The 26,965-nt window shown below is 42.4% G+C and carries 21 protein-coding genes; 17 read left to right on the top strand and 4 right to left on the bottom strand.

Going from position 1 to position 26,965, the window contains the following annotated elements:
- Positions 1-292 precede the first annotated feature (292 nt).
- The 5 genes from ATH1_RS19400 (at position 293) to metA (ending at position 8,250) form a co-directional block, all read left to right on the top strand.
- Positions 293-3,490 (top strand): efflux RND transporter permease subunit, encoded by a 3,198-nt coding sequence (locus ATH1_RS19400; RefSeq protein WP_010421835.1) that lies wholly within the window; start codon positions 293-295, stop codon positions 3,488-3,490.
- Between the two features lie 57 nt (positions 3,491-3,547).
- Positions 3,548-4,072, top strand: coding sequence for a DUF3267 domain-containing protein (locus ATH1_RS0111650; RefSeq protein ID WP_010421833.1), 525 nt, complete (start codon positions 3,548-3,550; stop codon positions 4,070-4,072).
- 219 nt (positions 4,073-4,291) lie between these two features.
- A complete protein-coding gene (rnr, locus tag ATH1_RS0111645; RefSeq protein ID WP_010421832.1) occupies positions 4,292-6,454 on the top strand; it encodes a ribonuclease R in 2,163 nt (720 codons plus the stop codon).
- 168 nt (positions 6,455-6,622) lie between these two features.
- The gene (locus ATH1_RS0111640) at positions 6,623-7,234 is read left to right on the top strand and encodes a TetR/AcrR family transcriptional regulator (RefSeq protein WP_010421830.1); all 612 of its coding nucleotides are present in this window, start codon (positions 6,623-6,625) and stop codon (positions 7,232-7,234) included.
- A 107-nt stretch (positions 7,235-7,341) separates the two neighbouring features.
- Positions 7,342-8,250 (top strand): homoserine O-acetyltransferase MetA, encoded by a 909-nt coding sequence (metA, locus tag ATH1_RS0111635; RefSeq protein ID WP_010421826.1) that lies wholly within the window; start codon positions 7,342-7,344, stop codon positions 8,248-8,250.
- Positions 8,251-8,611: 361 nt separating this feature from the next.
- On the opposite strand, the gene ATH1_RS0111630 is transcribed toward metA, so the two are convergent.
- Positions 8,612-9,505: a hypothetical protein gene (locus ATH1_RS0111630; RefSeq protein ID WP_010421824.1), complete on the bottom strand. Its 894-nt coding sequence runs from the start codon at positions 9,503-9,505 to the stop codon at positions 8,612-8,614.
- A 90-nt stretch (positions 9,506-9,595) separates the two neighbouring features.
- Between ATH1_RS0111630 and ATH1_RS0111625 the strand changes: the two genes are divergently transcribed.
- The 3 genes from ATH1_RS0111625 to ATH1_RS0111615 all read left to right on the top strand — a co-directional run bounded on the left by ATH1_RS0111625 (position 9,596) and on the right by ATH1_RS0111615 (position 12,770).
- Positions 9,596-11,437: an Ig-like domain-containing domain gene (locus ATH1_RS0111625; protein WP_010421822.1), complete on the top strand. Its 1,842-nt coding sequence runs from the start codon at positions 9,596-9,598 to the stop codon at positions 11,435-11,437.
- 27 nt (positions 11,438-11,464) lie between these two features.
- Complete coding sequence (locus tag ATH1_RS0111620; protein ID WP_245531777.1) at positions 11,465-11,752, top strand: MTH1187 family thiamine-binding protein; 288 nt, start codon at positions 11,465-11,467, stop codon at positions 11,750-11,752.
- Positions 11,753-11,912: 160 nt separating this feature from the next.
- Positions 11,913-12,770: a DUF3108 domain-containing protein gene (locus ATH1_RS0111615; protein WP_010421818.1), complete on the top strand. Its 858-nt coding sequence runs from the start codon at positions 11,913-11,915 to the stop codon at positions 12,768-12,770.
- 341 nt (positions 12,771-13,111) lie between these two features.
- Here ATH1_RS0111615 and ATH1_RS0111610 read toward each other — a convergent pair whose 3' ends face one another.
- Positions 13,112-13,582, bottom strand: coding sequence for a hypothetical protein (locus ATH1_RS0111610; protein WP_010421815.1), 471 nt, complete (start codon positions 13,580-13,582; stop codon positions 13,112-13,114).
- A gap of 346 nt (positions 13,583-13,928) precedes the next feature.
- Entirely contained in the window at positions 13,929-15,035 is a 1,107-nt protein-coding gene (locus tag ATH1_RS0111605; protein ID WP_245531776.1) for a glycosyltransferase, read from the bottom strand.
- A gap of 115 nt (positions 15,036-15,150) precedes the next feature.
- On the opposite strand from ATH1_RS0111605, the gene ATH1_RS0111600 reads away from it, so the two are divergent.
- The 7 genes from ATH1_RS0111600 (at position 15,151) to ATH1_RS0111570 (ending at position 20,920) form a co-directional block, all read left to right on the top strand.
- A complete protein-coding gene (locus ATH1_RS0111600) occupies positions 15,151-16,290 on the top strand; it encodes a DNA polymerase III subunit (RefSeq protein ID WP_029164101.1) in 1,140 nt (379 codons plus the stop codon).
- Between the two features lie 187 nt (positions 16,291-16,477).
- Positions 16,478-17,671 carry a PSP1 domain-containing protein gene (locus tag ATH1_RS0111595; protein ID WP_010421808.1) on the top strand — a complete coding sequence of 398 codons (1,194 nt, stop codon included), beginning with the start codon at positions 16,478-16,480 and terminating at the stop codon, positions 17,669-17,671.
- Positions 17,661-18,152, top strand: coding sequence for a gliding motility lipoprotein GldH (locus ATH1_RS0111590; RefSeq protein WP_010421806.1), 492 nt, complete (start codon positions 17,661-17,663; stop codon positions 18,150-18,152). Before ATH1_RS0111595 ends, ATH1_RS0111590 begins: the two co-directional genes overlap by 11 nt.
- Before the next feature lie 28 nt (positions 18,153-18,180).
- A complete protein-coding gene (trmB, locus tag ATH1_RS0111585; RefSeq protein WP_010421802.1) occupies positions 18,181-18,948 on the top strand; it encodes a tRNA (guanosine(46)-N7)-methyltransferase TrmB in 768 nt (255 codons plus the stop codon).
- A 9-nt stretch (positions 18,949-18,957) separates the two neighbouring features.
- On the top strand, positions 18,958-19,311 hold the full coding sequence (locus ATH1_RS0111580; protein ID WP_010421800.1) for an MGMT family protein: 354 nt from the start codon (positions 18,958-18,960) through the stop codon (positions 19,309-19,311).
- A 249-nt stretch (positions 19,312-19,560) separates the two neighbouring features.
- Complete coding sequence (locus ATH1_RS0111575; RefSeq protein WP_010421796.1) at positions 19,561-20,670, top strand: Mrp/NBP35 family ATP-binding protein; 1,110 nt, start codon at positions 19,561-19,563, stop codon at positions 20,668-20,670.
- A gap of 7 nt (positions 20,671-20,677) precedes the next feature.
- Positions 20,678-20,920: a NifU family protein gene (locus tag ATH1_RS0111570; protein WP_010421793.1), complete on the top strand. Its 243-nt coding sequence runs from the start codon at positions 20,678-20,680 to the stop codon at positions 20,918-20,920.
- A 34-nt stretch (positions 20,921-20,954) separates the two neighbouring features.
- Here the strand turns inward: ATH1_RS0111570 and ATH1_RS19395 are convergent, their stop codons facing one another.
- Positions 20,955-22,316 carry a sigma-54-dependent transcriptional regulator gene (locus ATH1_RS19395; RefSeq protein ID WP_010421790.1) on the bottom strand — a complete coding sequence of 454 codons (1,362 nt, stop codon included), beginning with the start codon at positions 22,314-22,316 and terminating at the stop codon, positions 20,955-20,957.
- 216 nt (positions 22,317-22,532) lie between these two features.
- On the opposite strand from ATH1_RS19395, the gene porW reads away from it, so the two are divergent.
- Both porW and porX read left to right on the top strand, forming a co-directional pair.
- Positions 22,533-25,319 (top strand): type IX secretion system periplasmic lipoprotein PorW/SprE, encoded by a 2,787-nt coding sequence (gene porW, locus ATH1_RS0111560; protein ID WP_010421788.1) that lies wholly within the window; start codon positions 22,533-22,535, stop codon positions 25,317-25,319.
- Complete coding sequence (gene porX / locus ATH1_RS0111555) at positions 25,273-26,910, top strand: T9SS response regulator signal transducer PorX (RefSeq protein WP_010421786.1); 1,638 nt, start codon at positions 25,273-25,275, stop codon at positions 26,908-26,910. The genes porW and porX overlap by 47 nt, the downstream gene beginning before the upstream one ends.
- Positions 26,911-26,965 lie beyond the last annotated feature (55 nt).

Genomic DNA, 26,965 nt, shown 5'->3' with positions numbered 1-26,965 from the left:
GATGAACGCAGATTATTTTTATTAACATCAATAAAAACCACATTTTAGTCTGTTTGTTTTTTTAGATTCTCCCCTTCGTCAGAATGACAAAGGGCCTCTTGTCATTCTGAGGAGGTAACGACGAAGAATCTGTTCCCTGTTTTTGGTTTCTTTGATGATTAGAGGTTAATTATACATTTTCTTTTGTAACAAACCTTCTCATGCTCGTTTCATCAGTCAAAAAATAAAAAACAATTTTTCACATTTCGTTGTAAAATTCGTAAATTGGGCATGATCCAAATATTACTTCTCTATGATAGAAGCCATTGTCCGTTTCAGTGTCCGCCACAAATTAATGGTTTTTTTGTTTACCGCTACCGTGGCTGCTTTTGGAATTTTCTCTTTAACGCGTCTGCCAATCGGTGCAACACCTGATGTAACCAATAACCAGGTACAGGTGATCACTACATCCCGAAATCTGTCCACCCTTGATGTTGAGAAATTTCTGACTTATCCTGTAGAAATGGAAATGGCAAATTTGCCAGGTGTCCGGGAAATACGATCGGTTTCGAAGTTTGGACTTTCTGTGGTAACCATCGTTTTTGACGAAAGCATGGGAACCTACCTCCCGCGTCAGTTGATTGCCGAAAAAATTGAGTCGGCGTCCGAAAATATTCCCGAAGGATTCGGGAAGCCTTTTATGGGGCCTGTTTCTACCGGGCTGGGTGAAATATATCAATATACACTTGAAGTAAAGCCCGGTTACGAAGACCGCTATTCAGCTATGGAACTCCGTTCGATTCAGGACTGGATAGTGAGACGTCAATTATCAGGAATAGAAGGTGTTGTTGAGGTCAATACCTGGGGCGGGCAGCTGAAACAGTACGAAGTGGCCATCGATCCCTCGCGAATGAAGGCGCTGAATGTGACATTGGAACAAATTTTCAAAGCGGTAAGGGACAACAACAGCGTGGCAGGCGGCAGTTATATCGAACGGGCGGGTCAAAGCTGTTTTGTCAGGGCTGATGGGTTGATCGAAAACCTGGATGATATCCGGAATATCGTTGTAGGTGGTGAAAAAGGCAATCCTATCCTGGTTGATGATGTGGCAGAAGTACGTATTGGTCATGCCAATCGCTTTGGAGCCCTTACAGGAAACGGGGAAGGAGAAAAAGTAATGGGGCAGGTAATGATGTTGAAAGGAGCCAATCCCAAGGCGGTTGTCGAAAGGGTCAAAGAGCGGGTGGCCGAAGTACAGAAATCACTTCCTGATGGTGTATACATCAATCCTTTTCTGGAACGTAGTGAACTTATCGGCCGTACAACAACCACCCTTGTTGAGAATCTGATTTTGGGAGCCCTGATAGTAATTTTTGTGGTTGTACTGGTGTTGGGAAGCTGGCGTTCCGGACTGGTGGTTGCTTCCATTATTCCTTTAAGCTTGCTTTTCGCGCTTTCGTTGATGTACATTACAGGGATCGATGCCAACATGATGAGTCTCGGGGGCATTAATTTTGGTATCATTATTTCTGGCGCAGTTATTATCGTTGAGTATATTAGCTATAAGATCCGGGTGCGCCGAAACGGATTGTTGAAACTTTCGGAACAGGAACGGCTAAATGCACGCGATTCCCTTTCAATCGAAGGAGCCACTAAAATGATGAAGTCTGCCGTTTTTGGTCAGATCATTATTATCATTGTCCTGGTTCCCATTCTGGCATTAAGTGGTGTGGAGGGTAAGATGTTCAGGCCCATGGCATTGACCTTCAGTTTTGCTTTGGTCGGCGCCATGATTTTTGGGTTCACTTTTGTGCCTGCCGTCTCTGCGCTGTTTATCAAATCTTCCTCTTTTGATAAAAGAACAATTTCCGATCGTTTGATGGATTTTCTGGGTAAACTGTATGCACCGACCATCGATTGGGCGCTTTCACATAAAACGGCTGTGATATTGATGGCGCTTGCTTTGCTTGGCGGAGCCGGTTTTATTTTTAACCGAATGGGCGCTGAATTTGTTCCTACGCCGGATGAGGGAGATATTTTGATACATCCGGTTCTCAAAACGGGAACCAGTCTTGGGGAGACCATTGACACCATGACCCGGATTGAGAAAATTGTCAAATCTTTTCCCGAAACCCGTCAGGTAGTTAGCCGCATAGGATCGGCCGAAGTACCTGTCAACTCCATGTCGATGGATGAGGCCGATGTAATTGTTACTCTAAAAAGAAAAAGCGAGTGGGTCACTGCCGGCACCAAAGATGAACTGGTTAATATATACAAAGAAAAAATAATGAGCCGGATTCCCGGCATTGAGCTGGAATTCACACAACCTGTCGAGATGCGTGTTAATGAGCTTGTCACGGGCGTACGTGCCGACCTGGCAATTAAGGTTTTTGGTGACGATTTGGATGAGCTGAACCGAAAAGGACGGCAAATTAAAGCATTGATGGACGATGTTCCCGGTGCTGCCGATGTGGTACTCGAAAAAACGACCGGGCTGTCCGAAATGCGGGTGAAATACCAGCGTCGGAAAATAGCTTCATTGGGGTTGAACATCGCGGATATTAACCGGTTGGTAAGTGCTGTTTTTGCAGGGGCAACAGTCGGGACCGTTTTCGAAGGGGAACGCCGTTTCGATCTCGTTGTCCGGGTTAATGAAAATTCACTAAAATCGTTGGAGAACTTCAGAAATATAACTGTTGACTTACCCGGTGGCGCCCGTATTCCGTTAAAGGAGGTGGCAAACATTGAAATGATGGAAGGCCCGGCATTGATATCCAGAGACGATACACGGAGACGAATAGTGGTGGGAGTTAATGTCCGGGAGCGCGACCTTGAATCGGTGGTTGAGGATGCCAGAAGGCTGATCAGCGAAGAAGTCGATTTGCTTCCCGGTTATTACGTTGAATACGGAGGACAGTTTGAGAATCTTAATAGTGCGCGGAAACGGTTGATGATAGTGGTTCCCATCGCACTTATACTGATCTTTATCATGCTTCATTTTGCCTTCGGGAACATGCGGTCTGCCATACTGGTTTTTTCTGCAATTCCCCTATCGGCTGTCGGAGGGGTGTTGCTGTTGTGGATTCGGGGGATGCCTTTTTCTATTTCGGCCGGGGTTGGTTTTATTATGTTGTTCGGAATATCGGTATTTAATGGTATCGTATTGATAGAGCATTATTCAGAATTAAAAAGAATGGGAATGAACAATTTACGTGAGCGCATACTCAAAGGGGCCCGTCAAAGATTGAGGCCGGTTCTTCTTACAGCTGCAACCGCTGCTTTTGGGTTTTTGCCGGTGGCATTTTCAACCGGGACCGGTGCTGAAGTGTTGCGTCCTTTGGCCACTGTCGTTGTCGGCGGACTGGTTACTGCAACACTTTTGACGCTTGTGGTTTTGCCGGTGTTGTATTGTTTGATGGAAGATAAGCAAAAGCGGCGACGATTATTGATGCCCGACTGGCTGGCGGTGCTGGCTCTTTTGTTTACCGTAAAGGAGCTTTTACTTTCATAAACTGAATAATGAAGTTAACTTTGTCCCTGATTAGAGTTTGATGACTGTTCGCTAAAAGTGACTGAAATATCTTTGACCATAGAAGAAACTGCCAAAAAGGCTGCAGGAATGATTCTTCCTGTTCTGTTTGCAACAGGAATTCCGTTTTTCGTGATTCACGGCACTGAACCGTTCCTGCATTGGTCTGTAAATGGTCTCCTTCTTTTTTTGTTAATGGTTGTTGTAGGTGTTCCGTTGCATGAGTTACTACATGCGCTGGTCTTTGGAGCATTTGCCAGGGGAGGATACAAAACGGTGAAATTCGGGATAGATAAGTCCACTTATACACCTTATTGTCATTGTACAGCTCCTATGCGCGTGCAGTATTACCGGGTTGGTGCATTGCTCCCTCTGATAGTCCTTGGCGTGGTTCCGTTTGTGATTTCTCTTATTACAGGTTCTTTCGGGTTCTGGCTCTACGGCTTTATTTATATTATAGCAGCGGGAGGAGATTTAGTGGCATTGAATATGCTGAAAAAAATCCCTGCGCACCGGAAAGTTCTCGACCATCCTCAAAAAATGGGGTTCTACGTGTTGGACTGATAATTCGAAACAAAGCTTCCAAAGAAATCAAAAATTATCGAACAAATTAATCGACTACTTTACAAATGTTGTCGATATTCTTATCTTTGAGTTTGATAAAAGATTCAAAACATTGTATATTTTGGTCGATTGATTCAGAGTGGTATCCGGGAACGAGTCCCGATTAATCGGGACTCGTTCTGTTTGACCTTAAAAACAAATTTTATATTAATAAAACTTATGCCTAAAAAGAAAAAACGAAACAATGAATTATTTAAAAAAAGTGATCTGCGTTCATCAGTAAAGAATTTATTCAAAAATAATCCGCATAAAACGTATAATTACAAGCAGGTTTCGGCAGCTTTGGGAATTACAAAGAAAAAAACAAGACTGCAAATCGAAGTCTTTCTTTTTGAACTGAGTGAAGAAAACTTTCTGAAAGAAGTATCTACGGGCAGGTTCAAGTTGCTCATGGCGCCGGGAATTTACGTCGAGGGTATTGTAGACATGACCACGCGGGGTACGGCTTACATCGTTCCAGATGAAGGAGATGAAGATATTTTTGTAGCTCAGAGTAATTTGGGACATGCCCTGAACGGCGACCGGGTTAAGGTGCTTCAGTATGCACGTAAGCCCAGGAAACAGGCCGAAGGTGAGGTGGTCGAGATTATTGAGCGCAGCCGTGATCATTTTGTCGGTACCCTCGAAGTCTCCAAAGGCTTCGCTTTTCTTGTCGCGGATTCGCGTGTTATGCATCACGACATTTTTATTCCTCCCGAACATCTCAAGGGTGGAAAAAACGGACAAAAGGCCGTGGTATGTATTACTGAGTGGCCCGGGAGAGCCAAAAATCCTATCGGAAAGGTTGTCGATATTCTTGGTAATCCCGGTGAAAACAACACCGAAATGCACGCTATCCTTGCAGAGTTTAATCTGCCGTATAAATATCCGGCTAATGTGGTGGCTGCTGCCGAAAAGATTAAAGATAAGATTCCTGCAGCTGAGATAAAGAAAAGACGGGATTTCCGAAAAGTGACCACTTTTACTATTGATCCGGCCGATGCCAAAGATTTTGATGATGCCCTCTCGCTCAGAAAACTAAAAAACGGGAATTGGGAAGTGGGCATTCATATAGCCGATGTCACCCACTATGTTCATCCAAATACTGTTATCGATAAGGAAGCGGCAGACCGGGCGACTTCTGTTTACCTGGTTGACAGGGTGGTGCCTATGCTTCCCGAACGGTTGAGTAACGAATTGTGCTCTTTGCGGCCCGACGAGGACAAGCTTTGCTTTTCGGCAGTATTTGAGCTTGATAATGATGCCCGGGTTCTTGACAGTTGGGTTGGGCGTACTATCATTCGAAGCGACAGGCGGTTTACTTATGAAGAGGCACAGACAGTCATTGAAACCGGGGAAGGAGATTTGAACAGCGAGTTGAAGGTGCTGAACGATTTGGCCCAAAAACTCCGGAAGGAACGGTTTAGCAAGGGCTCTATTGATTTTGAACGCGTTGAAGTGAAATTTGAGCTGGATGAAAATGGAAATCCGTTAAGCGTTTTCTTCAAAGAGGCCAAAGAAGCCAATAAGCTGATTGAGGAATTCATGTTGCTGGCCAACAGGCGGGTGGCTGAAATTATTGGACAAAATGAGTTGGACGGTAAGAATTCAGCGCCAGGGAAAAACGCCAAAACTTTTGTTTACCGGATTCATGACGAACCTAATCCCGAAAAGTATGAAACTTTCAGCAAGTTTGTAAGAAAACTTGGATTTGAAGCTATGCCTAAAGGGCACGAAACCATCGGTCACTCGCTGAATCGCCTTCTGGATGAGGTTCAGGGGAAAAAGCATCAAAATATTGTGGAAACACTGGCCATACGTACCATGTCGAAAGCTGTTTATTCGACGCATAACATAGGCCATTATGGACTTGGTTTTAAGTATTACACGCATTTTACCTCGCCTATAAGACGTTATCCCGACATGATGGTACACCGGCTTCTGCAACGATATCTTGATGGCGGGCGTTCGGTGTCATCCGAAAAATACGAAGAGCTATGCGATCACAGCACCAAAATGGAAATAAGAGCAGCCGATGCTGAGCGTGCCTCTGTTAAGTATAAGCAGGTGGAATTTTTGAAGGACAGAGTTGGTGAGGTATTTGACGGCGTTATTTCGGGTGTGACCGAATGGGGCATTTACGTTGAACTGGACGAGAACAAATGCGAAGGAATGGTTCCCATCCGTGACCTTGATGATGATTTTTACCAGTTTGATGAGGAGAATTATTGCCTCGTGGGGCGCCATAAAAACCGCAAATATCAATTGGGAGATTCGGTTCGAATAAAAATTGCCCGGGCTAACCTCGAAAGAAGACAACTTGATTTTACCCCGGCACCCTGATTTTAAGGCAAAATCTAACAATTTAACAACCTAACAACCTAACAACCTAATAGCCTAATAACCTAATAACCTAATAACCTAATAGCCTAATAGCCTAATAACCTAATAACCTAATAACCTAACAGCCTAACAGCCTGACGTCTATCCTGTAACCTTAAGTTTAATATTATGAGCAACATCTTTAATTCATTTGTATTGGAACAAGACACTGTCCGGAATTCGATTCTTAAATCGGCCCGGGATCTTTTTGCTAAATACGGGTATCGCAAAACCACAATGGAGGATATTGCACTTACTCTGAGGAAAGGGAAGAGCTCTCTTTATTATTATTTCAGGAATAAAGAAGAGATATTTCAGGCTGTCATCGAACTTGAGGCTGAACTACTTGAAACCCGGCTTCGCGATGTGGTTAACAGCAATTATAAACCCCGTCAGAAATTTCATGACTATGTAGTTATCAGAATGGAAACTTTGCGGGAGTTGGAAAATTATCAAAAGGCCATGCGTGATGAAACTTATGGCGATTACTATTTTTTTGAGGAGGTAAGGGAGAATTCGGAAAAGGCCGAACAGGAAATGCTGAAGACCATTATGGAAGAAGGAGTCACATCGGGAGAGTTCGATATTAAAAATCTAAAACTTGCTGCCATCGGCATCAGTACGGCTCTGCGCGGCCTGGAAATGCCTTTGTTCAGGGGAGTAGAAAATTTTGACGATTTCAGGTTGCAACTCGACAATATTCTGAACATTTTATTCTATGGAATATTGAAGCGTTCATAACCTTTATTGATTCAGGCAGACAATGGAATAGTCGGGCATGCAGGGTTGATTTTTCTTTTCTTTGAACTATCTTTGTAAGCTCTTTTTAGAACAAATCAAAATTTATCATGCCTGTTAATATTCCTGATTTATTACCTGCCAAAAGTTTGCTGGAGGCGGAGAATGTATTTGTAATGGGAGAAAGCCGGGCGGTCACTCAGGACATCAGGCCGCTGCGCATTCTCATTCTGAATCTTATGCCTTTAAAAATAAAAACCGAAACGCATCTTCTGCGGGTTTTGTCTAATACCCCTTTGCAAGTAGAGGTAGAGTTGCTGTTTACCTCAACGCATACCCCAAAAAATACACCGAAGGAGCATTTAATAAGTTTTTATAAAACTTTTGAGGAAGTTAAAGACAGGCATTACGACGGGTTTATTATTACCGGGGCACCGGTTGAATTGCTCGACTTTGAACAAGTAACCTACTGGAAGGAACTCAGCGAGATCATGGAGTGGAGTAAAACCAACGTGACCTCTACGCTTCATATATGCTGGGGAGCACAGGCCGGGTTATATTATCATTACGGGATACCGAAGCATGAACTTTCTTCAAAACTTTTTGGTGTTTTTGAGCATTATGTAAACGATCCTACCGAACCATTGGTACGCGGATTTGATGATGTTTTCTGGGCACCCCATTCGAGGTATACCGAGGTTAGAAGGTCTGATATAGAGAAAGTAGATGATTTAATCCTGCTCTCCGACTCTGTGCACGCCGGTCCATACCTGATGCTGTCCAAAGACCGGAGCCAGGTCTTTGTTACAGGACATCCCGAATATGATAAGTTTACACTGGATGAAGAGTATCAGCGTGATCAGAAAAAGGGATTGAAAACCCCTCTTCCTGAAAATTATTACCTTAACGATGATCCGGGAGAGAAAGCCCTGGTTCGCTGGCGAAGTCATGCACAGCTCATGTATTCCAATTGGCTCAACTATTACGTCTATCAGTCTACGCCTTACGAATGGAGCTGAATCTGCTATTCATCTGACTTAAATTATAAGTTGCTTAAAATAACTATTTTATATAATATTATTGGTTTTTTTGAGCGTCGGTAGCTGAAAATCGGCTAAATGTTATTTTGAGGTGCTGATAAAATTTTCCACGCAAAAGCCGCAAAAGATTAGCACGCAAAGGCACCAAAGATCATAAAATTTTTCCATGTCTGGTTCTTAGCGATTTTAGCATTCCTTTTAATTTTGCGTTCTTGGCATGGTATAAAAATAAACAAAACTTCCTGGCAGTTCAAAATAATATTTAGTCTGAAAATCCTCACTACTGCCTAAAAACTACTGCCTAAAAACTATTGCCTAAAAACTATTGCCTAAATTACCTTCATCTAAGTTCAAAAGTGAATCTTCCGATATTAGCCCCGTCGGCAAAAATGTCGGTAATATACTTGCCGGGGAGAAGTTCTCCCATATCGACATCATAATAAATACAAATGTCTGTTTCTTCTCCGCCATATTCAATGGTGCGCATGGCGGAAAAATTAATCTCCCTGCCTTCGTATTCAAAAAGATCATCGCGACTGTTGAGCAAAAGCTGTCCGTCGGGTCGTTCGAGCCTGATGTAAAAGGGTTTCATTCCTACCGGTGCAGTGACGTTTTTCTTTACTGTAAAACACACCTCAATTTTGTCAATTCTGTTTATTCGATCTGTCGGGCGTCCTCTTGTATTTAAGCCGTTTGCCCGCATATTAGTGGTCTCAAGCCGGCTGGCTATTTCAACTTTTTCCTCCAGTTCGGATTTTTCACCCTCCAGTTCTTTGTATGAGCTTTCGATTCGTGTATATCGCTGCTGATATTCTTTGTTCTCCTTTTTCAATTCTTCATTAATACGATTGAGGCTGTCAATCTGTACAATATAACTTTTAAGAACCCCTCTCAGAGTAGACAGCTCTTTGCGGTATTCCCTTATTTTAGAGGCATTAGTGGCTTTTATGGTTTTAATTTCTTCGATGAGGTGCTCCACCTTTTGCCGTTCTTTTTCCAGCATGGTATTCAGTGTGTCGCTGGTAGATTTCAGAGAGTCATATCCAAGAGCAAGTTCCTGATATTCTTCTGTTAAAATTTCTTTCTCTTTCGTCATTTCTTCCACCACTTCTTTCATCTCCATGCTCTGGCTTATGTAGAGAGCGGCAATAATGGCCAGCAGACCTCCAAGTATGGATAGAAAAATATAGAACTTTTTCTGATTGGTATGTTGTGTGTTATTTTCGTTTTGCATGGTTTTTGTTTGGCAATTGCGGGGCAAATTTAAAAAGTTTCAGCATTTTACTCTAACTTTGTGCCGGTGTTTACCAAAAATAAACGTCTGATGATTAAAAATATTTCCTTCGTAATAATTTCCTTCGTTAGTCTGATTTTCATCTCCGGTTGTGCCAATCAGGGATATCCTGAAGGCGGCCCGAAAGATGAGTCTCCTCCCAGAATGGTAGCTTCCGATCCTCCCATGAATGCCACTAATTTTAAAGGCGATGAGATTGAAATTGAGTTTAATGAGCTGATTGTTCTCAGGGATGCTATGCAAAAGGTTGTGGTTTCTCCGCCTTTAAACAAACCCCCGATCATCAGGGGGTTGGGCAATAAAGTAACTGTTATTCTCGATGAAGAGCTACAGCCTGCCACAACCTATACCATTGATTTTGCGGATGCCATTCAGGATAATAATGAGGGCAACCCGCTGACAGGATTTACATTTTCCTTCTCTACCGGAGAAACACAAGACTCGTTGCAGGTTTCCGGTCACCTGTTTGAGGCTGACACCCATACTCCTGTGGCCGGTGCCCTGGTAATGGCCCACAGCAATCTTGCCGACACTGCTTTCACAAAAACCGTTCCTGCAAGAGTGGCAAAAACAAATGAAAAAGGTGAATTTACCATCATGAATCTGGCTGAAGGAAAATACCGGATTTTTGCATTGGAAGATATGAACCGCAATTACCGGTTTGATCAGCCGGGAGAACGCATTGCCTGGTACCCCGACTTGGTTGAACCCACTTTTGAATGGCGTGACAGGGTCGATTCTCTCTTTAAGGATTCGGTAACACTCGATACCGTGCTCTATACAAAGGAATTGGTTTATCTGCCCGATAGTATCCAACTGTTCCTGTTTCAGGAAGATTTTGAAGATCAATATCTCGACACCAGAGAAAGAAAAGAACGGCATCGTCTCGATTTTATTTTTAACCGTCCGTTGGAAGATTCTTTACGGGTTAAACCCATCCCCTCAGTTACCGAAAAAGATGACTGGTTTATTTATGAGCGTTCTCTTCGTCATGATTCGGTTATGATCTGGATTACCGACAGCTCCTTAATTGCCAGGGATTCATTGACCATAGAAGCGGTCTATCCTGTTCGTGACTCTCTTAATAATCTTGTAGATCGTGTTGACACGCTGAAAATGTTTTACAGAGACAGGGATACGCAGGAAAACAGAAAGCGGCGCGACGGGGATGAAAAAGAAAAACCCGCCAGAGTACCGCTAAGTGTTCGCCTTCCCGGCGGAAACCTTGATATCGGCACCTCTGTTCTGTTGAGTTTCCCGGTACCACTTTCCGGAATTGTTATTGATTCAATGGAGCTGACGCAAAAAGCAGATACGGTATTTCAGCCTGTGAATTTTAATATTTTTCAGGATTCTATCCGCATTCGTAATTTTAAGATAGTACATCCCTGGATGCCCGGAGGTGAATACCGGTTGGTGATTGACTCGGCAGCATTTCAAGGTATTTACGGGCGCGTTAATAATCCGTTGAAATCCGAATTTAAAATTAAAACGGAAGAGAGCTATGGAACACTTTATATTGATGTCCCCAATGCCGGAGATAATGCTTTGCTTCAGGTATTAAACAGCAAGGAAGAAGTAATCAGGAAAGCGTGGTTGCCCGAAAACGGTAAACTGGCTTTCCGATATTTGAAACCTGGTGAATATTTTTTACGAATTCTGGAAGACCTGAATGCAAACGGCAAATGGGATACGGGAGATTTCAGTGAAGGGCGGCAACCCGAGAGAGTTCATTATTATCCCGAAAAGATACAACTGAGAGCAAACTGGGATCAGGGTGTAACATGGGATTTAAATGAATTTACCATTTACGATTTTGTGAACAGAAACCGTATAAAAGAGAAAAAGACTCAATCTTCAGGAAGGAGGTAGCTTATGTCAATTTTGTTGAATTTTGCAATGTTTCCGACAGACAAAGGCGCAAGCGTAAGTCAGTATGTCAGTAAAGTTCTGGAATATGTGCGCGATAGCGGCGTCCCTTATCGGCTTAATCCGATGGGTACCACCATTGAGACCGAAAGCATGGAAGAAGCACTTGCCATTGTTAATGGAGCTTACAAAATTCTGGAACCTGTAGCCGATCGTATTTATTCTACCATTAATATTGATGCCAGGAAAGGATCGGTTGGCAGGATGGATGGCAAAATTAAATCTGTAGAGAGCAAAATAGGAAAGGTAAATACATGAAACGAACATGACAAAGATTGCCACAATAGATTATCAGATTTTTAGATATCAGATTTAAGATGAAATGAAACGAACATGACAAGGTTTGTCACTAAAGAACATGTATAAATCTCAATCATACGAGTTCCATAGGCCAATAACTTAGACTAATTTTATATGGATGAAATACTTCGAAAATGCTTTTGCTTTGTCACACAGATTACTGTTATCCTTTTTGTTTTTGTTGGTCTTTTTTTGCCGGGGAGCAGCGTTTCAGGCCGAAGGTCAGTGTTATGCTAACCGAAAGGTTTTTGCACCCGGCGAGGAAGTTACCTATCATGCGTATTACAACTGGGGATTTATCTGGATTAATGCAGGGATTGTCACTTTTGGCGTGGAAAAAGATATTTGGGAAGGGAAACCGACGTGGCACATGAAAGCTTATGGGTCTACCTATAAGGCCTATGATCTGCTTTTTAAAGTGCGTGACAGCTTTGAGGTCTGGGTGGATCCTCATTCTCTTCAGCCGCTGGAATTTCATCGCAAAACCAATGAAGGCTCCTATAAGGCTCATTTTCATTATCTGTTCGACCAGGATGAACGGGTTGTCAGAGCTTCTATAAGTAAGAGAGAACGTCCGTACCGCGATACTACTTTTACATGGCCCGAGTGTTCCTACGACTTATTGTCTATGGTCTATCAGGCCAGAAATATCGATTTTTCCAAATATGAGATCAATGAGAAAATACCCATAAAGTTGATCGTTGACGGTGAAGTTTACGATTTGTATATTAGATACCGGGGGAAGGAAGTTATTAAAGACCGAAGCGGCAGGAAATTCAGGTGTTTAAAGTTCTCACCATTGCTTGTCGAAGGGACAATTTTTGAAGAGGGAGAGGATATGACTGTTTGGGTGACGGACGATGACAGTCGCATTCCCATTATCGTTGAAGCTAAAATTCTTGTGGGGTCGGTGAAGGCTGTTTTCGTTGAAGCCAAAGGACTTAAACATCCAATGAGCGCCGAAATAGGTGATTGAACTCAGACTCAAATTTTTCGGAAAAAATTGATGTAAATTAAAATAAAAAGACGAAATTGCCCTTAAAAAGGAGAACACCCGGTCGTCTTTGTTTCACTATCAAGGGCCATGAAGAATAAGTGAGATTACGAACCGGGTGTTCATTTTTTTGAAACTTGCTATCGCTATTATTTTTTCATCCGTATTAAATTAGTCTAAGTTATTGCTCTGGTGGAACTCGCATGATTGATTTTATTCACATCTTTATTGAGGCAAACCTTTCATATTCATTTCATCTTAAATCTTAATATCCTATATCTAAAAATCTACTATAGAAATCCTTGTCATACTCGTTTCATTATCTATATAGGGTTTCTACTTATATGGGCAGCATGCTTTTGCGTTATTACTTGTTCTTTATTCTTATTCGCGGATTGATGATAAAGGGTTTGGTTGTTCCCTCCACCCGGAGCAGGATAATTAAGAAATGTTTCATAGAATTTCACCTGCTCAAAATAATTCAGCTTAATCGAGGTCGGACTAAAGAGATACCTTTTTAACCAGAAGTTGGTTCCCGAATTAATATCTACAGTCTGTAACCCTTTTATTTTGAAAAAATAGTCAAGAATATCCTCATCACTGAACCGTTCATCAGTGAGTTTACGGAATGTTCTTATAACTTCGGATTTTTGCCAGTATCCTTCCGGGAAAAGAATATTCTCGAGCTGCTTTATGGCTTTTTTTCTTACCAATCCGGGGAATATTTTGCGAACCGTAATGTAGCATAAAAGCACGGTAACGCCCGAAATTAGTACAACCGGTAAGAAATTCATAAGCTGTTTTCTTTGACTTGTTTTGAACTATTACGGGAACTGTTCTGAAAGGTTTCCCGTTTCAGAATTTTCCTTCTCAAGAATACTCGATTTTGTTATTAAAGGTTTCTTTTTTGTGATGAATGCTGCGAATTTTTAGATTAACGTCACTCGTAGTTTATTTGCTTTATTATCCGGCGTTTACATAATGCTAATGTTCCAATGAATTAAAAATCAATACTTTAATGTTTTGCTGAAAAAACAAACGCATGGGCGTCTTTTTTAATTTTTAACTTTATTAATAATAAGTAAAAGTAAGTTTATTAAAACGATAATCTAACTGGTTGTCTGTTTTATCAGATACAATTCAATACAATTCCTTAAGGACTTCCCGAAAATTTTTCGTCGCCGAAATATTATTTAACACTTTCGGAGGAAGGGGATGCGGAAGGTTGTCGAAGGTGTTGATGTGTTTAATGTTCAGAAGTTTGTGTAAGTTGTTGTGATGATGCTTAGCCAGATACTCCTGCTCTGTTTGCCCCGGCGTAGGAATCATCAGAATACTTTTTTTCAGCGTATACATATCCATAATCGTTGAATATCCAGGCCGTGAAATGATTACATCAGATTCTTTTATTTTTTTCAGCAGGTATGGAGTCTGTAAGTGATTGTATATCTTCATGTTCTGCGTGGTCTTTTTTACCTCGGCCGATTTTATATCGGTTCCTCTTACAATGCATATTTCCCCCGGGTAATTATTCAGAATGTTTTTCAGTTTTTCTTCCAGTAAAGAACGTTGCGGTTCCGGGCCCGAAATAATTGCCAACAGACTTTTTGGGGCGGGCCGTTTGCTTATGTCAACGGGAAGCTCCGGATCGTCGAAACGGGAAAGGGAACCAATTAGTCTTGCATTTTTCGGCAGGGGGTATTTGTGCACCAGATCACCGGCGAGGGAGTGTTCTTTTTCAAAATCGGGCACCCAACATTCCCTGAATGGTCGTATCAGCCTTTTTATCAAAAGATACACGGGGTATTCGGCCCATCTCAGCAACAAGGGCATTTTTAACATTAACTGGTGAGTAATAATTACAGAATACACCGAATAGTGCCTTGCTCCGTATCGATTATCCGACACTATTAGATCGGGGTGATATTTTTCTACCAGTACTGATGTGATATTTTTCTCTTTTATCAGCCATCGAAACAAGTGCGGTAGAATAAATATCATTTTCAGAAACAAGGCACTGTTTTTGGTGTAACGGATATCCGGCCCTTCGAATAAAGTTGTTTCTACCTGGGGAAATTCTTTTTCAAGCCAGTCGATAAGTGTCTGAGAGGCAGCAACGATAACCCGGTGGCCGTGTTTACTGAATTCTTTAATGAGTGGTAAATCGCGGGCAATATGTCCCAGTCCCCAGTCAAGCGGACAAAACAGTACCGTCTTTTTTGCAGCTATTTCAGTGTTTTCTGTCACCTGGCTTCTTATGGCTTTCTGTTTAATGATATTACAAAAGTAGGACAATAATTTAGAAAAGACTGTCCGGATGTTTTTCTTATCTTTGACCATCAACTTTAACAGAGCGAACGGTATGCTATTTAAGGACATCGTAGGACAACAATCTGTAAAAAAGCACCTGATATCAATGGTTCGTGAGGAGCGTATCAGTCATGCACAACTTTTTACGGGCCCGCCCGGCGCCGGTCAGATACCGCTTGCCCTCGCTTTTGCACAATATGTTAACTGCAAAAATCCGGGAGCTGAAGATGCCTGTGGAGAGTGTTCGGCATGTAAGAAGATGTCCAGGCTCGTTCATCCCGACCTGCATTTTGTGTTTCCCGTGGTTAAGAAAAACAGCAGTAAACCTGTAGTAAGTAGTGACTACATGGATGAGTGGCGCAGATTTATTATTCAAAGTCCTTATTTTAATGAGCGTGAATGGTTTTCATTTATCGGGGCCGAACGTGGGCAGGGAATGATCTATACTCAGGAAGGCAACGAGATCATAAAAAAATTAAACCTCAAAACCTTTGAGGGGAAGTATAAGGTTATGATTATCTGGCAACCTGAGAAAATGCACAATTTTGCTGCCAACAAGCTTCTTAAAATATTGGAAGAGCCACCGCCAAGAACTTTGTTTGTACTGGTTTCGGATTATCCCGCTGGAGTGTTGCCAACGATTTTGTCGCGTACCCAGCAACTGAAGATTCCCAAAATTGATGAAGCATCACTTGCAGAAGCTCTGAAAAGTACTTTCGGTATTACCCGGGAGGAGGCGGAAACAGCAGCCCGCATTTCAAGAGGTAACTTTATCGAAGCCCGTGACATTATAAGCAACAGTGAGGAAAAGCAGTTTTTTCATGATATGTTTGCATCTGCAATGCGTAATGCCTTTTCCGGGAAACTGGATGCCATTAATGATTGGGTCGACAGAGCGGCAGCATTGCCCCGTGAGCAACTGAAGAACCTTTTGCTTTATTGTATTGATATTCTGCGCGAGAGCTATATTGCTAATTATGATATACCGGAGTTGGTCTATGCCACTCCGTCCGAAAATAAGTTTATCGGAAATTTCAAGTCTTTTGTGAACGATCGCAATGTGCAACAAATGGTAAAAGAATATGAGCTGGCTTTGGCCCACATTGAACAGAACGGTAACGCTAAACTTGTACTTTTCGATATGTCGATGAAGATAAGCGGTTTGTTCAGGTTAACCAACAACCTTGTCTGAGTCGATCTTTAGTTAAAATTAATATATACCCAGAGAGTGTTGACCGGGATAACGGACAACGGTCCGCCTGTTTCGCGGCTATTGTTGAGTGGTTGAGTGTCCGATATCAGAAAATACGATATGGGAATCGCCATTATGTTAACTGTGGGTTTTCCGGGGCAAGGCTCTCTTAAAAAAAGTGTTTTTTATGGATACAGAAGCTATTCCGCAAAATAGTAAATGTGATACATGTAGCAGCCGGTGTGGTAAACTTGAAGTGTTTGACTGGTTGTCTGATCTCCCCAGGGCCGGGAAAGAAACGGATATTGTGGAAGTTCAGTTCAAGAATACAAGAAAGGGATTTTATCGGAACAGCAATCATCTTAAACTAAAAAAAGGTGATATTGTTGCTGTTGAGGCGTCGCCGGGGCACGATATCGGGGTGGTTACCCTTACCGGAGAGCTGGTGCTTTTGCAAATGAAGAAAAACAAACAGGATCCCTCTGATTACGAATTCAAAAGAGTTTACCGGAAGGCTAAGCCGGTGGATATCGATAAGTGGGAGGAAGCCAAAGCTCTGGAACATGAAACCATGCTGGAGTCTCGTCGCATTGCCGAAAGGTTGAATTTGAACATGAAAATTGGCGATGTTGAATATCAGGGGGATGGTACTAAAGCAATTTTCTATTACATTGCCGATGAGCGTGTTGATTTCCGGGAATTAATAAAAGTACTGGCCGATCGCTTTAAAGTCAGGATTGAAATGCGACAGATTGGGGCCCGTCAGGAGGCCGGTCGTATTGGCGGAATCGGTCCGTGCGGAAGAGAATTGTGCTGTTCTACCTGGATCACTAATTTCGTTTCTGTAACAACCAATGCGGCCAGGTATCAGGAAATATCTTTGAATCCGCAAAAACTGGCTGGTCAGTGCGGAAAGTTGAAATGTTGCCTCAATTATGAGCTGGATGCATATATTGATGCGCAGAAAGACTTTCCGCCAACAGATGTGCCTCTGGAAACAGAAACAGAAACTTATTATCACTTCAAAACCGATATTTTTAAAAGGCTGATGTGGTTTTCCACCGGAAGTGAAAACACCGGCAATGTGGTGATGCTGGCCGTTGAGAAAGTTAAAGAGATCATTGAACTCAACAAACAGGGCCGTAAAGTAACCAGGCTGGCCTCGGAAACCGTTACTTCTGCCGTGGTTTCCGAAATCGATTATACCAATGTGGTAGGAGAGGACAGTATTACCAGGTTCGATGAACAAAACAAAAAATCGGGGAAAAAGAGAAAAAGTAAACGAAGAAAAAGTTCAAATAAATCCGGAAATGCAATTAATCAGAACAGAAGGCGCAGGAAAAACAGATCATCCAACTCTTCCGGGGATAATGAGGTTTAGTACTTTATTAATATTCCTTGTCTTTATCCTGGCGTTTACCGCCTGTAACCGGGGTACGATTTACGAAACCGGCAAAGCGTTCCGGGATCAGTTGTGGCATAAAGACTCAACACTGGTCTTTAAACCGGTGGTGGAAGATACTTCGCAGGTAATAAATATTGGGTTTTCACTTGAGCACAACAACGACTATCCATACAGTAATTTATGGCTTTTTGTCGATGTGGAAAGTCCTGACGGAAAAATGCAGACCGATACCATTGAATATTTTCTGGCCGAGCCGGACGGTCAGTGGATCGGAAAAGGGAGCGACAAAGAACGAACTTTATACTGGCTTTACAGAAGAGACGTAAAGCTGAGTTCTCCCGGTCAATTGACATTTTCTGTAACTCAGGGCATGCGCCGCGATGAATTGCCTGGCATTCAATCGTTTTCATTATGGATTGAAAAGGCTGAATTGTCTGAGGATAGTTCGGAGAGATGAGTGCGGTATAAAAACAAACAAATTGGTTGTGGGGAAAAACAAGTTAAAAAAATTTGCTGAAATGGCTACTTACCCGCATGTGGTTCAGGTCAGTTTTGATGAAGTTTTCAATGCCGATCATGCATTAAAGGGAAAGTGGAAAAGTGATTTTTTTAATAATGAGCATCCGATCGTACTGGAACTGGGTTGCGGAAAAGGAGAATATACAGTTGGCCTGGCTCGCCGGTTTCCGGAGAAAAATTTTATCGGTGTCGACATAAAAGGTAGCAGGATGTATAGCGGCGCTACCCAATCATTAAAAGAGGGCCTGGAAAATGTTGGATTTCTGCGGACACGAATTGAGGTTGTTCAGTCTTTCTTTGCACCGTCCGAGGTGGATGAAATCTGGCTCACATTTCCTGATCCTCAAATCAAAAAAGCAAGCAAACGTTTAACCAGCACTTATTTCTTAAAACGATATGGTAGTTTTTTGAAACCGGGCGGAATAGTGCATCTTAAAACCGACAGTAACTTCCTTTATACATATACCAGGGCGCTTCTGGAGGAAAATGCCATTACTCCGCTGGCCGATGAGACCGATTTGCATGCAAGCGGATATAAAGACGAAATTACAGGAATCACGACCTATTATGAAAGTAAATGGCTCGAACACGGCATCCCGATAAAATATCTGAAATTCAGACTCCATGATGCTGAACGACTTAAAGAACCTGATATTGAAATTGAACCCGATAGTTACAGGAGCGCAGGAAGAAGTGTGAAGCCCGCGCGTTCAGCAAACAACAATATACTATAAGCGATTGTCATGTCTGAAAACAATGATTTTTTTTCACGGGTTTACGGGGTAGTGAAGCTAATACCTGCCGGCCGTGTTACCACTTATGGTGCTGTGGCTGCCGCCATTGGTTCGCCGGGTGCTGCACGGATGGTGGGATGGGCTATGAATAAAGCTTTTTCGCACACCGGGTATTTACCTGCTCACAGAGTCGTCAACCGCAATGGTATGCTTACCGGAAAACATGCCTTTCCTAATGCGAATACAATGCAGGAATTGCTTGAAAGTGAGGGGGTTAGAGTAAAAAACGACAAAGTGATGGATTTTCAGAAAGTTTTTTGGGCACCTGAGGTGATAGATTTATCTCATCACGAAAACTCATGAAACGAGCATGGCAAAGTTTGCCTTAACAGATTATTAGATTTTTAGATATAAGATTTAAGATGAAACAAGAATGACGGGGTTTACCTCAATAAAGTCAAGTATAAATTCTTACATGCGAGTTCTATTCGACCAATAACTTAAGTAAATTATATACTGATGAATAAATCTGACTCAAATAAACCATTGTTCGCATTCTGAAAAATTTTTTATCTTTGTCCTTATATTTAAAAAGTTTAAATAAATTTAGTTATGAGTTTTTACCCCCAGTTGGTCATTGATGCCTTGAAGCATGTTGTGCATCCCGAAAAGGAAAAAGATATTGTTACGTTGGGGATGGTTGAAGATGATATCCGGATAGACGGTAAACGTATCAGTTTCAGTCTGAAGTTCGACAGAGCTAATGATCCATTTATCTCTTCCATCCGGAAGGCTTCGGTTCAGGCCATAAAAAAATATGTTGGTGAGGACGCCGAAATAGAAGGAAATATTTTTATCAAAGTAAATCCCAGGGCTCCGAAACCGGCTGCAAAGTTTTTGCCTGAAGTGAAAAACATTGTGGCTGTGGCGTCCGGTAAAGGAGGCGTCGGCAAATCAACGGTTGCTGCAAACCTTGCAGTGGCTCTTGCCCGTATGGGATATAGGGTGGGACTCCTGGATGCTGATATTTACGGGCCATCCATTCCTAAAATGTTTCATACCGAAGATGCGAGACCTTTGCTTCGAAAGGTTGAAGGCAAAGACAAAATTATTCCGGTTGAAAAGTACGGAGTTAAGATACTGAGCATTGGGTATTTTGTTGATCCCAATGATGCACTTGTCTGGAGAGGAGCAATGGCTACCAATGCTCTCAAGCAGCTCATTGGTGATGGCGATTGGGGAGAGTTGGACTATTTGTTCATAGATTTTCCACCCGGTACCAGTGATATTCATCTGACTGCCGTACAGACCATCTCCATTACAGGAGCACTCATTGTCAGCACCCCACAGGATGTTGCCCTTGCTGATGCACGCAAAGGAATCAGCATGTTTACCGGCGAGAATATCAATGTGCCTGTATTGGGATTGGTTGAGAATATGTCGTGGTTTACGCCTGCCGAACTTCCCGAAAACAAGTATTATATCTTTGGAGAAGGTGGATGCCGCCGACTGGCCGAAGAGTTGAATGTGAGACTGCTGGGGCAGATACCCATTGTACAGAGCATCCGCGAAGGAGGAGACAGCGGACAACCATCGGCACTGAATCCCGACAGCGTTACCGGTAAAGCTTTCACCTCCCTGGGCGGGGAAGTTGTTAAAGCGGTTGAGGAACGCAACCAAAAACTGCCACCTACCAAAGTGGTTGAAATAAACAGAAAATAATCAGAGTATGGATTTCGACAAGGAAGAACTGACCAGAGAGGTACTGGAAGCATTGGATGTAATCAGGCCCTACCTGCAATCCGATGGGGGAGATATTACATTTGTGGAGCTTACCGATGATCTGCGTCTGAAAGTTAAGTTGACCGGTGCCTGCGACGGATGCCCCATGAGTATTCAAACGCTCAAAGGAGGTGTTGAAATGGTGGTTAAGCAGAGAGTGCCCCGGATATCGGAAATAGTGCCTGTGTGATCGGATAAAAAGCGAAAACGTGAAGTTTATTGAATTAAATTGACTTGTCGTTTTTGAGGGATGTTGCACTATGCTGTTTCAGCAAATTGTAAATGGTAGATTTGCCTATTTTCAGCTTATCAGCAACCACCATTACATTATTGTACTTATTCAGAAAATGCATAATGATTCGTTCGTTGTATTCTTTGAGAGTGAGCTCCTCGTGAAGTAATTCGGGAGTAGATTCCGAAGTACTGAAAACAATGTGTTCTTCCCTGATTGATTCATTGTTAGACAATACTGCCGCCAATTCGGTTATAGATTTTAATTCCCTTACGTTACCGGGAAAATTGTGCATAAGTAGTTTTTTTTTGGCCCCTGGCGTTAAAGTGATTGGAGCCATATTATTCTCCCTGCAGAATTTGTCAAGGAAATAATCGGCAAGCAAAATGATGTCTTTTCCTCTTTCCCTGAGCGGCGGGGTAGCAATTGGCAATCCGATTAAATGGTAGTAAAGGTCTTCTCTGAACCTTTTTTCACTCACTTCCTGAAGCAGGTCCGAACTTGTTGCGCTTATGAACCTGCATTTCACCGGAATTTCCTCGGTGCCACCAATTCTGGTAAATTTTTTCTCTTGTAGAATATTCAGGAACAATAATTGCATTTCCGTATCCAGATCGGTGATCTCATCAATAAATAATGTGCCGTCACCTGCCTCTTCTATCTTGCCTTTGGTCGTCATCAGGGCATCGGTAAAAGCTCCTTTTTCAACACCAAACAGGACGGTTCTCAACTGGTCTTTCATGTGTGAGCTTACATTCAGAGTAACAAAGGGATTATTTTTGCGCGATGAATTATAATGAATGGTTTTTGCTGTCAGCTCTTTTCCTGTTCCCGTTTCTCCGTGCAGCGAAATATTGATGTTTGGGACTTTAATGGCCTTTTCGATGAGGGTAAACGTGTTTTTTATAGCGTAACTGTTACCTATAATGCTTTGCCGAAATTCATAGCGGTCCGAAACTTCATTTTTTAGTTGTGCCAGCTCTTGTTTTAAGCTGTTATGATGTTCTATTTTCTTTAAAGTATGCAGCAATCTGTCTTTAATGTTTTCATCTTTGGTAATGTAATCGTAAGCGCCTTGTTTCAGAAGTTGTACCGCTAAAGGCAGGTTGTCCTGACCCGATATTACAATTATTTCGGTTTCGGGGTTGTTGGATTTTATTTTTTCCATTAGCTCGGTTCCCGATATGTCGGGCAGACCAAGGTCAAGTGTTACAACCTCAACCGAAGATGGTTGTTCATTCAGAAAGCTTTCTCCGTTGAAGTGTACCTTTACCTCATGATACCCGTTTTGTTTAACCACTTGTTCTATGATGCGGTTGAAAAAGGGATCATCTTCTATAATATCTATTCTCATATTCTTTCGAAGGTATGATTATCTTTGTTGTTTTAAAGTATCAGTCAAGTTTTACCAGACACAAGTATAAAAGTATTTTTTCTGATTCATTTTGGGAAATATTTTTGCTGCATGGCAGTTTATAATGTATTATCGGTAGGGATTTTTACATGAAGAAACGAGTCGCGATTACCCGGGACGAGTTCCATCCGACCATAATAAATAAATTTTATACGGATGAAGAAATACCTGACATATATTCTTATTTTGTTTGCCTTCTGGGGTTGTTCTGTGCAGAAGAATACCTGGTTATCGAGGGGATACCATAATCTTACCGCAAGATACAATATTCTTTTCAATGGTGTTCAGAGTTTCGAAGAAGGCCGCGAAAGAATGCGTGAGACGGTAAAGAACGACTATACAGTTGTGTTGCCTGTGTTTGCTTATTGCAAGGCAGCTGGCGGACAGGTGCCTGCATCACAGATGAACAGAGCCATTCGAAAAGGACATAAACTGATCGAAAAACATTCCATCACTGCAAAACCCCGGCGAGAACCTTCAGGAGGCTCAGTGGATTATCGCGATTTTTATAATCAGCGCGAATTCAACCGTTGGGTCGATGATGCCTGGATGCTGATAGGGAAAGCCCATATTTATTCTCAGGAATGGTATGAGGCGATCAGTGCTTTTGATATGGTGCTGCAAATTTTTCCGGAAAAGGATACACGGTTTGAAGCCTTGCTGTGGATGGCAAGAGCTTATATAGAAATGGATGAGTTTGAGAATGCTTCCCGGATTTTACAGCAATATTCATCCGAAATTGGCGATGAAAAAAAGTATTTCGTGCTGGAGCAATCTACCTATGCCTGGTATTGGTTGGCTCAGGGAAAGTATGATAAAGCTATTGATTATTGTTTCAAAGCAGCAGAGAACACGGGCGACCGGTGGGAAAAAATACGCTGGCACTTTGTGCTGGGGCAGCTGGCACAAAGAACCGGAAGAGAAAATATGGCGCTCGAAGCCTTTACCCGGGTCATAAGGTTAAAACCCGATTATGAAATCACCATTCATGCTATGATAGAGCAGGCCCTGCTGGAGGGCAGGCCGGATAATCCTCAAAAAGCCAGAAATAAACTGGAAAAATATGCGAAAGAATTTAAAAACCTTGATTATCGCGATCAAATTTATTACGCTATCGCAGAAACATGGTTCCAGGAGGGCGATACCCTGATGGCGTTAACCAATTTGGAACTGGCTGCAGGGTACGGAGGCCGCAACCGTATCCTGGCCGGGAACATCTATAAGCGAATGGCCGATGTCTATTTTGAATCCGGCGACTATATTGCCGCTGAAGCCTACTACGATTCTACATTAGCATCTCTTCCGTCAGACTATAATGATATTTCTGAGGTTGAAAAGATAAAAAAACGGTTGGAACCGCTCGCTCAAAGTCTCCGAACCATTGAATATGAAGACAGCGTCCTGAGAATAGCGGAACTGCCCGAAGAAGAGAGAAACATCTTTATTGATAATTTGCTTGCTCAAATGCAGCAGAAAGAGGAAGAGAGCGGGTTTATCGATACCACCGACGACGCCTTCTTTTATCGTAATTTTGCCAACCGTGGTAACAGGGAAACGGATGAATCGGGGAATTGGTATTTCTATAACCAAACCATGGTCAGTCTCGGTCAAATGGAATTTGAAAAACGCTGGGGAAGACGCAAGTTGGAAGATAACTGGCGGCGTTCCAATAAACAAGCTCAGGAACAACAGGATGACGGAAATGATCGTATGATGCCTGGCGATCCTTTTGCTGATAGTCAGGCCCGACCGGGTAAAGATACACCGTCAGCAGAAGAAACGATTCAAACCGGGACACCAACCCGGGAAAGTCTTATTTCCGGGCTTCCGCTTACCTCTGAAGAAAAGGCCGTGTCTCACCAGAAAATACAGAAATCGCTCTTCAGTGCAGGAAATATATTGGCCAATAATTTTAAAAAATATTCCGAGGCGGTGACTTTTTATGAAGAGCTTCTGGCTCAATATCCTGAAACACCCTACAGAGAGCAGACTCTTATGGGAATTTACCTCGCTTGCCGCGAATTGAACGATCAAAAATGCATTCAGCATTACGGTGAAGTTATCACAGATGATTACCCCGACAGCCGTTTTGCACAGTTTGTCAATGATCCTGATTATTTCGAAAAGCTGGGTGAATCTGAGCATGAGATGGAGCAGATTTATACCGGTGCTTACAATCATTTTAAAAATGGTGAATGGAATGCCGTTTTGAAGGCAACGGAGCCAATATTCAGGCAACATTATGAACCATTGCTTCCACAGGCTTCCTTGCTGAATGCATTTGCTTATAGTCAGCTTAACAGAGCACAATTGTTCAGGGAATATCTGCAACAAATTGTGGATGATTTTCCACGCACTACCCAGGCTGAAGTAGCCGGATATTGGCTTCAACAACTCAATGAAGGTCAATTGCCCGGAAAAATTGATCTTGCATCGTCACTCCGGAGCAGTGTTTCATCCGCCCAGACAACAGAGACAGCCACTTCGGAGAAATTGGCCTCAGGAAAATTTACGGAAGCACCGGATACAACCCATTATTTGATGATTGTTCTTGATAATGAGACAGATATTAACGAGCTTATGTTTCAGTTGGCCAATTTCAATTTTGACCATTTCGCAACAGGGGGTCTCCAGCTTGAAACGTCGCAGTTGTCGCCTGCGCTCTCAGTTTTGGAAACAGGACCGTTTGCCAATAAACGAACGGGACTCGACTATTTCTTTTCGTTGATCAATCAGCCTTCTGTTTTCAATGTGAACAATGTTAAGGAACCACTTGTAGTGATTATATCCGAAGATAACCGGCAAAAAATAGAGAATGCTACTGATGTCGAAGATTACAAAGCATTCTTTTTGGAGAAATATTTGCAGGGGAGTGATCCTTCGGCCGTTATCATAAATGAAAGTGAAATTCCCGAACATTCCTATACCGAAAGAAACAGATAAAGACTGTCGGGAAAGTTGTTTTGAAGGAGAATTTACCATGGAAGAGACAAAAAAAATCAGGATACTCTGGGTGGACGATGAAATGGAACACCTGAAATCACATCTGATATTTCTAAAGGAAAAGGGATTCATTGTAGAGTCAGCAACCAATGGGAACGATGCTGTTGATATTCTGGAAGAGCATAATTTTGATCTGGTTTTTCTTGATGAAAATATGCCCGGCATGAGTGGCCTCGAAACCCTTTCTCAAATGAAGGAGATCAGACCGAGCCTGCCCGTGATCATGATAACCAAAAGTGAAGAAGAGGACATAATGGATCAGGCCATAGGGAGCAAAATAGCTGATTACCTTATCAAGCCTGTTAAGCCTAACCAGATTCTGTCATCGATAAAAAGACATGTTGACCGCGATCGGCTGGTTTCACAAAAAGCAACCAGCGATTATCAGGCCGTGTTCTCTAACATCGGATTCAGGCTCAGTGACCGGCTCAGCATAAATGAGTGGAGTGAGGTGTATAAAAAGCTGGTTTACTGGGAACTTGAGCTTCAAAGTACCAACAGTCCTATGGATGAGGTATTGAAAATGCAGAAGAGTGAAGCAAACCAGCTGTTTGCCCGAACCGTGAAAGACAACTATGAAAACTGGCTCACCGATAATTCCGGTCCCATGATGTCGCACCGGGTATTCAAAAACTATGTACTTCCGCATCTTGACAAAGGGGAAAGGGTCGTTTTGGTAGTCATCGATAATTTCAGGCTCGACCAATGGGAAACCATTCGTCATGACATACGTCCTTATTTCGATGTGGTAGCTGATAACCTGTATTGCAGTATTTTGCCAACGGCAACTCAGTATGCCCGGAATGCTCTGTTTTCGGGGCTTTTACCCACTCAGATAGAAGAGATTTATCCCGATTTGTGGGTAGACGAGGACGACGAAGGTGGCCGTAATCAATACGAAGAAGAGTTGATAGGTACTTTTCTCAAACGGATGCGGCGTTCTTTTACCTACTCATATCATAAGATTAGTGATACGGAAGCCGGGAGGAGGTTGGCCGATAATCCCGGGCAATTGAAAACCTACGATCTGAACGTTCTGGTGTTCAATTTTATTGATATGTTATCGCATGCCCGGACAGAAATGAAGATGATACGCGAGTTGGCTTCCGATGAGTCGGCTTATCGTTCTTTAACACGTTCGTGGTTTTTGCATTCACCCTTGTTTGATTTACTCAAGAAGCTTTCTGGAGAAAAGGTGCGGGTTATTCTTACCTCCGACCATGGTTCCGTACGTGTACAACATCCTCTGAAAGTGGTGGGTGACCGCAATACTAATACAAATCTGCGCTTCAAACAGGGTAAGAATCTGGCCTACAATGCAAAAGATGTATTTGAAGTAAAAAGACCGGAAAGTGCGTTTCTTCCCCGGGTCAATGTGTCTACTTCTTATATTTTTGCCAAAGGAGATGATTTTTTTGCTTACCCCAATAATTACAACTATTACGTTAATTATTACAAAGACACATTTCAGCACGGAGGTATTTCGCTTGAAGAGATGCTGGTTCCACTGGTACAACTCGTCCCGCTTTAACCGGAACAACGCTTTAATCAGGGTTATACGAACGAATCGTCTTAAATCTGATATC

It is taken from the genome of Anaerophaga thermohalophila DSM 12881 (assembly GCF_000191885.1).
Taxonomy (GTDB): domain Bacteria; phylum Bacteroidota; class Bacteroidia; order Bacteroidales; family Marinilabiliaceae; genus Anaerophaga; species Anaerophaga thermohalophila.
Note: the sequence above shows the minus strand (reverse complement) of the source record. Positions and strands in the feature narration are given on the sequence as shown.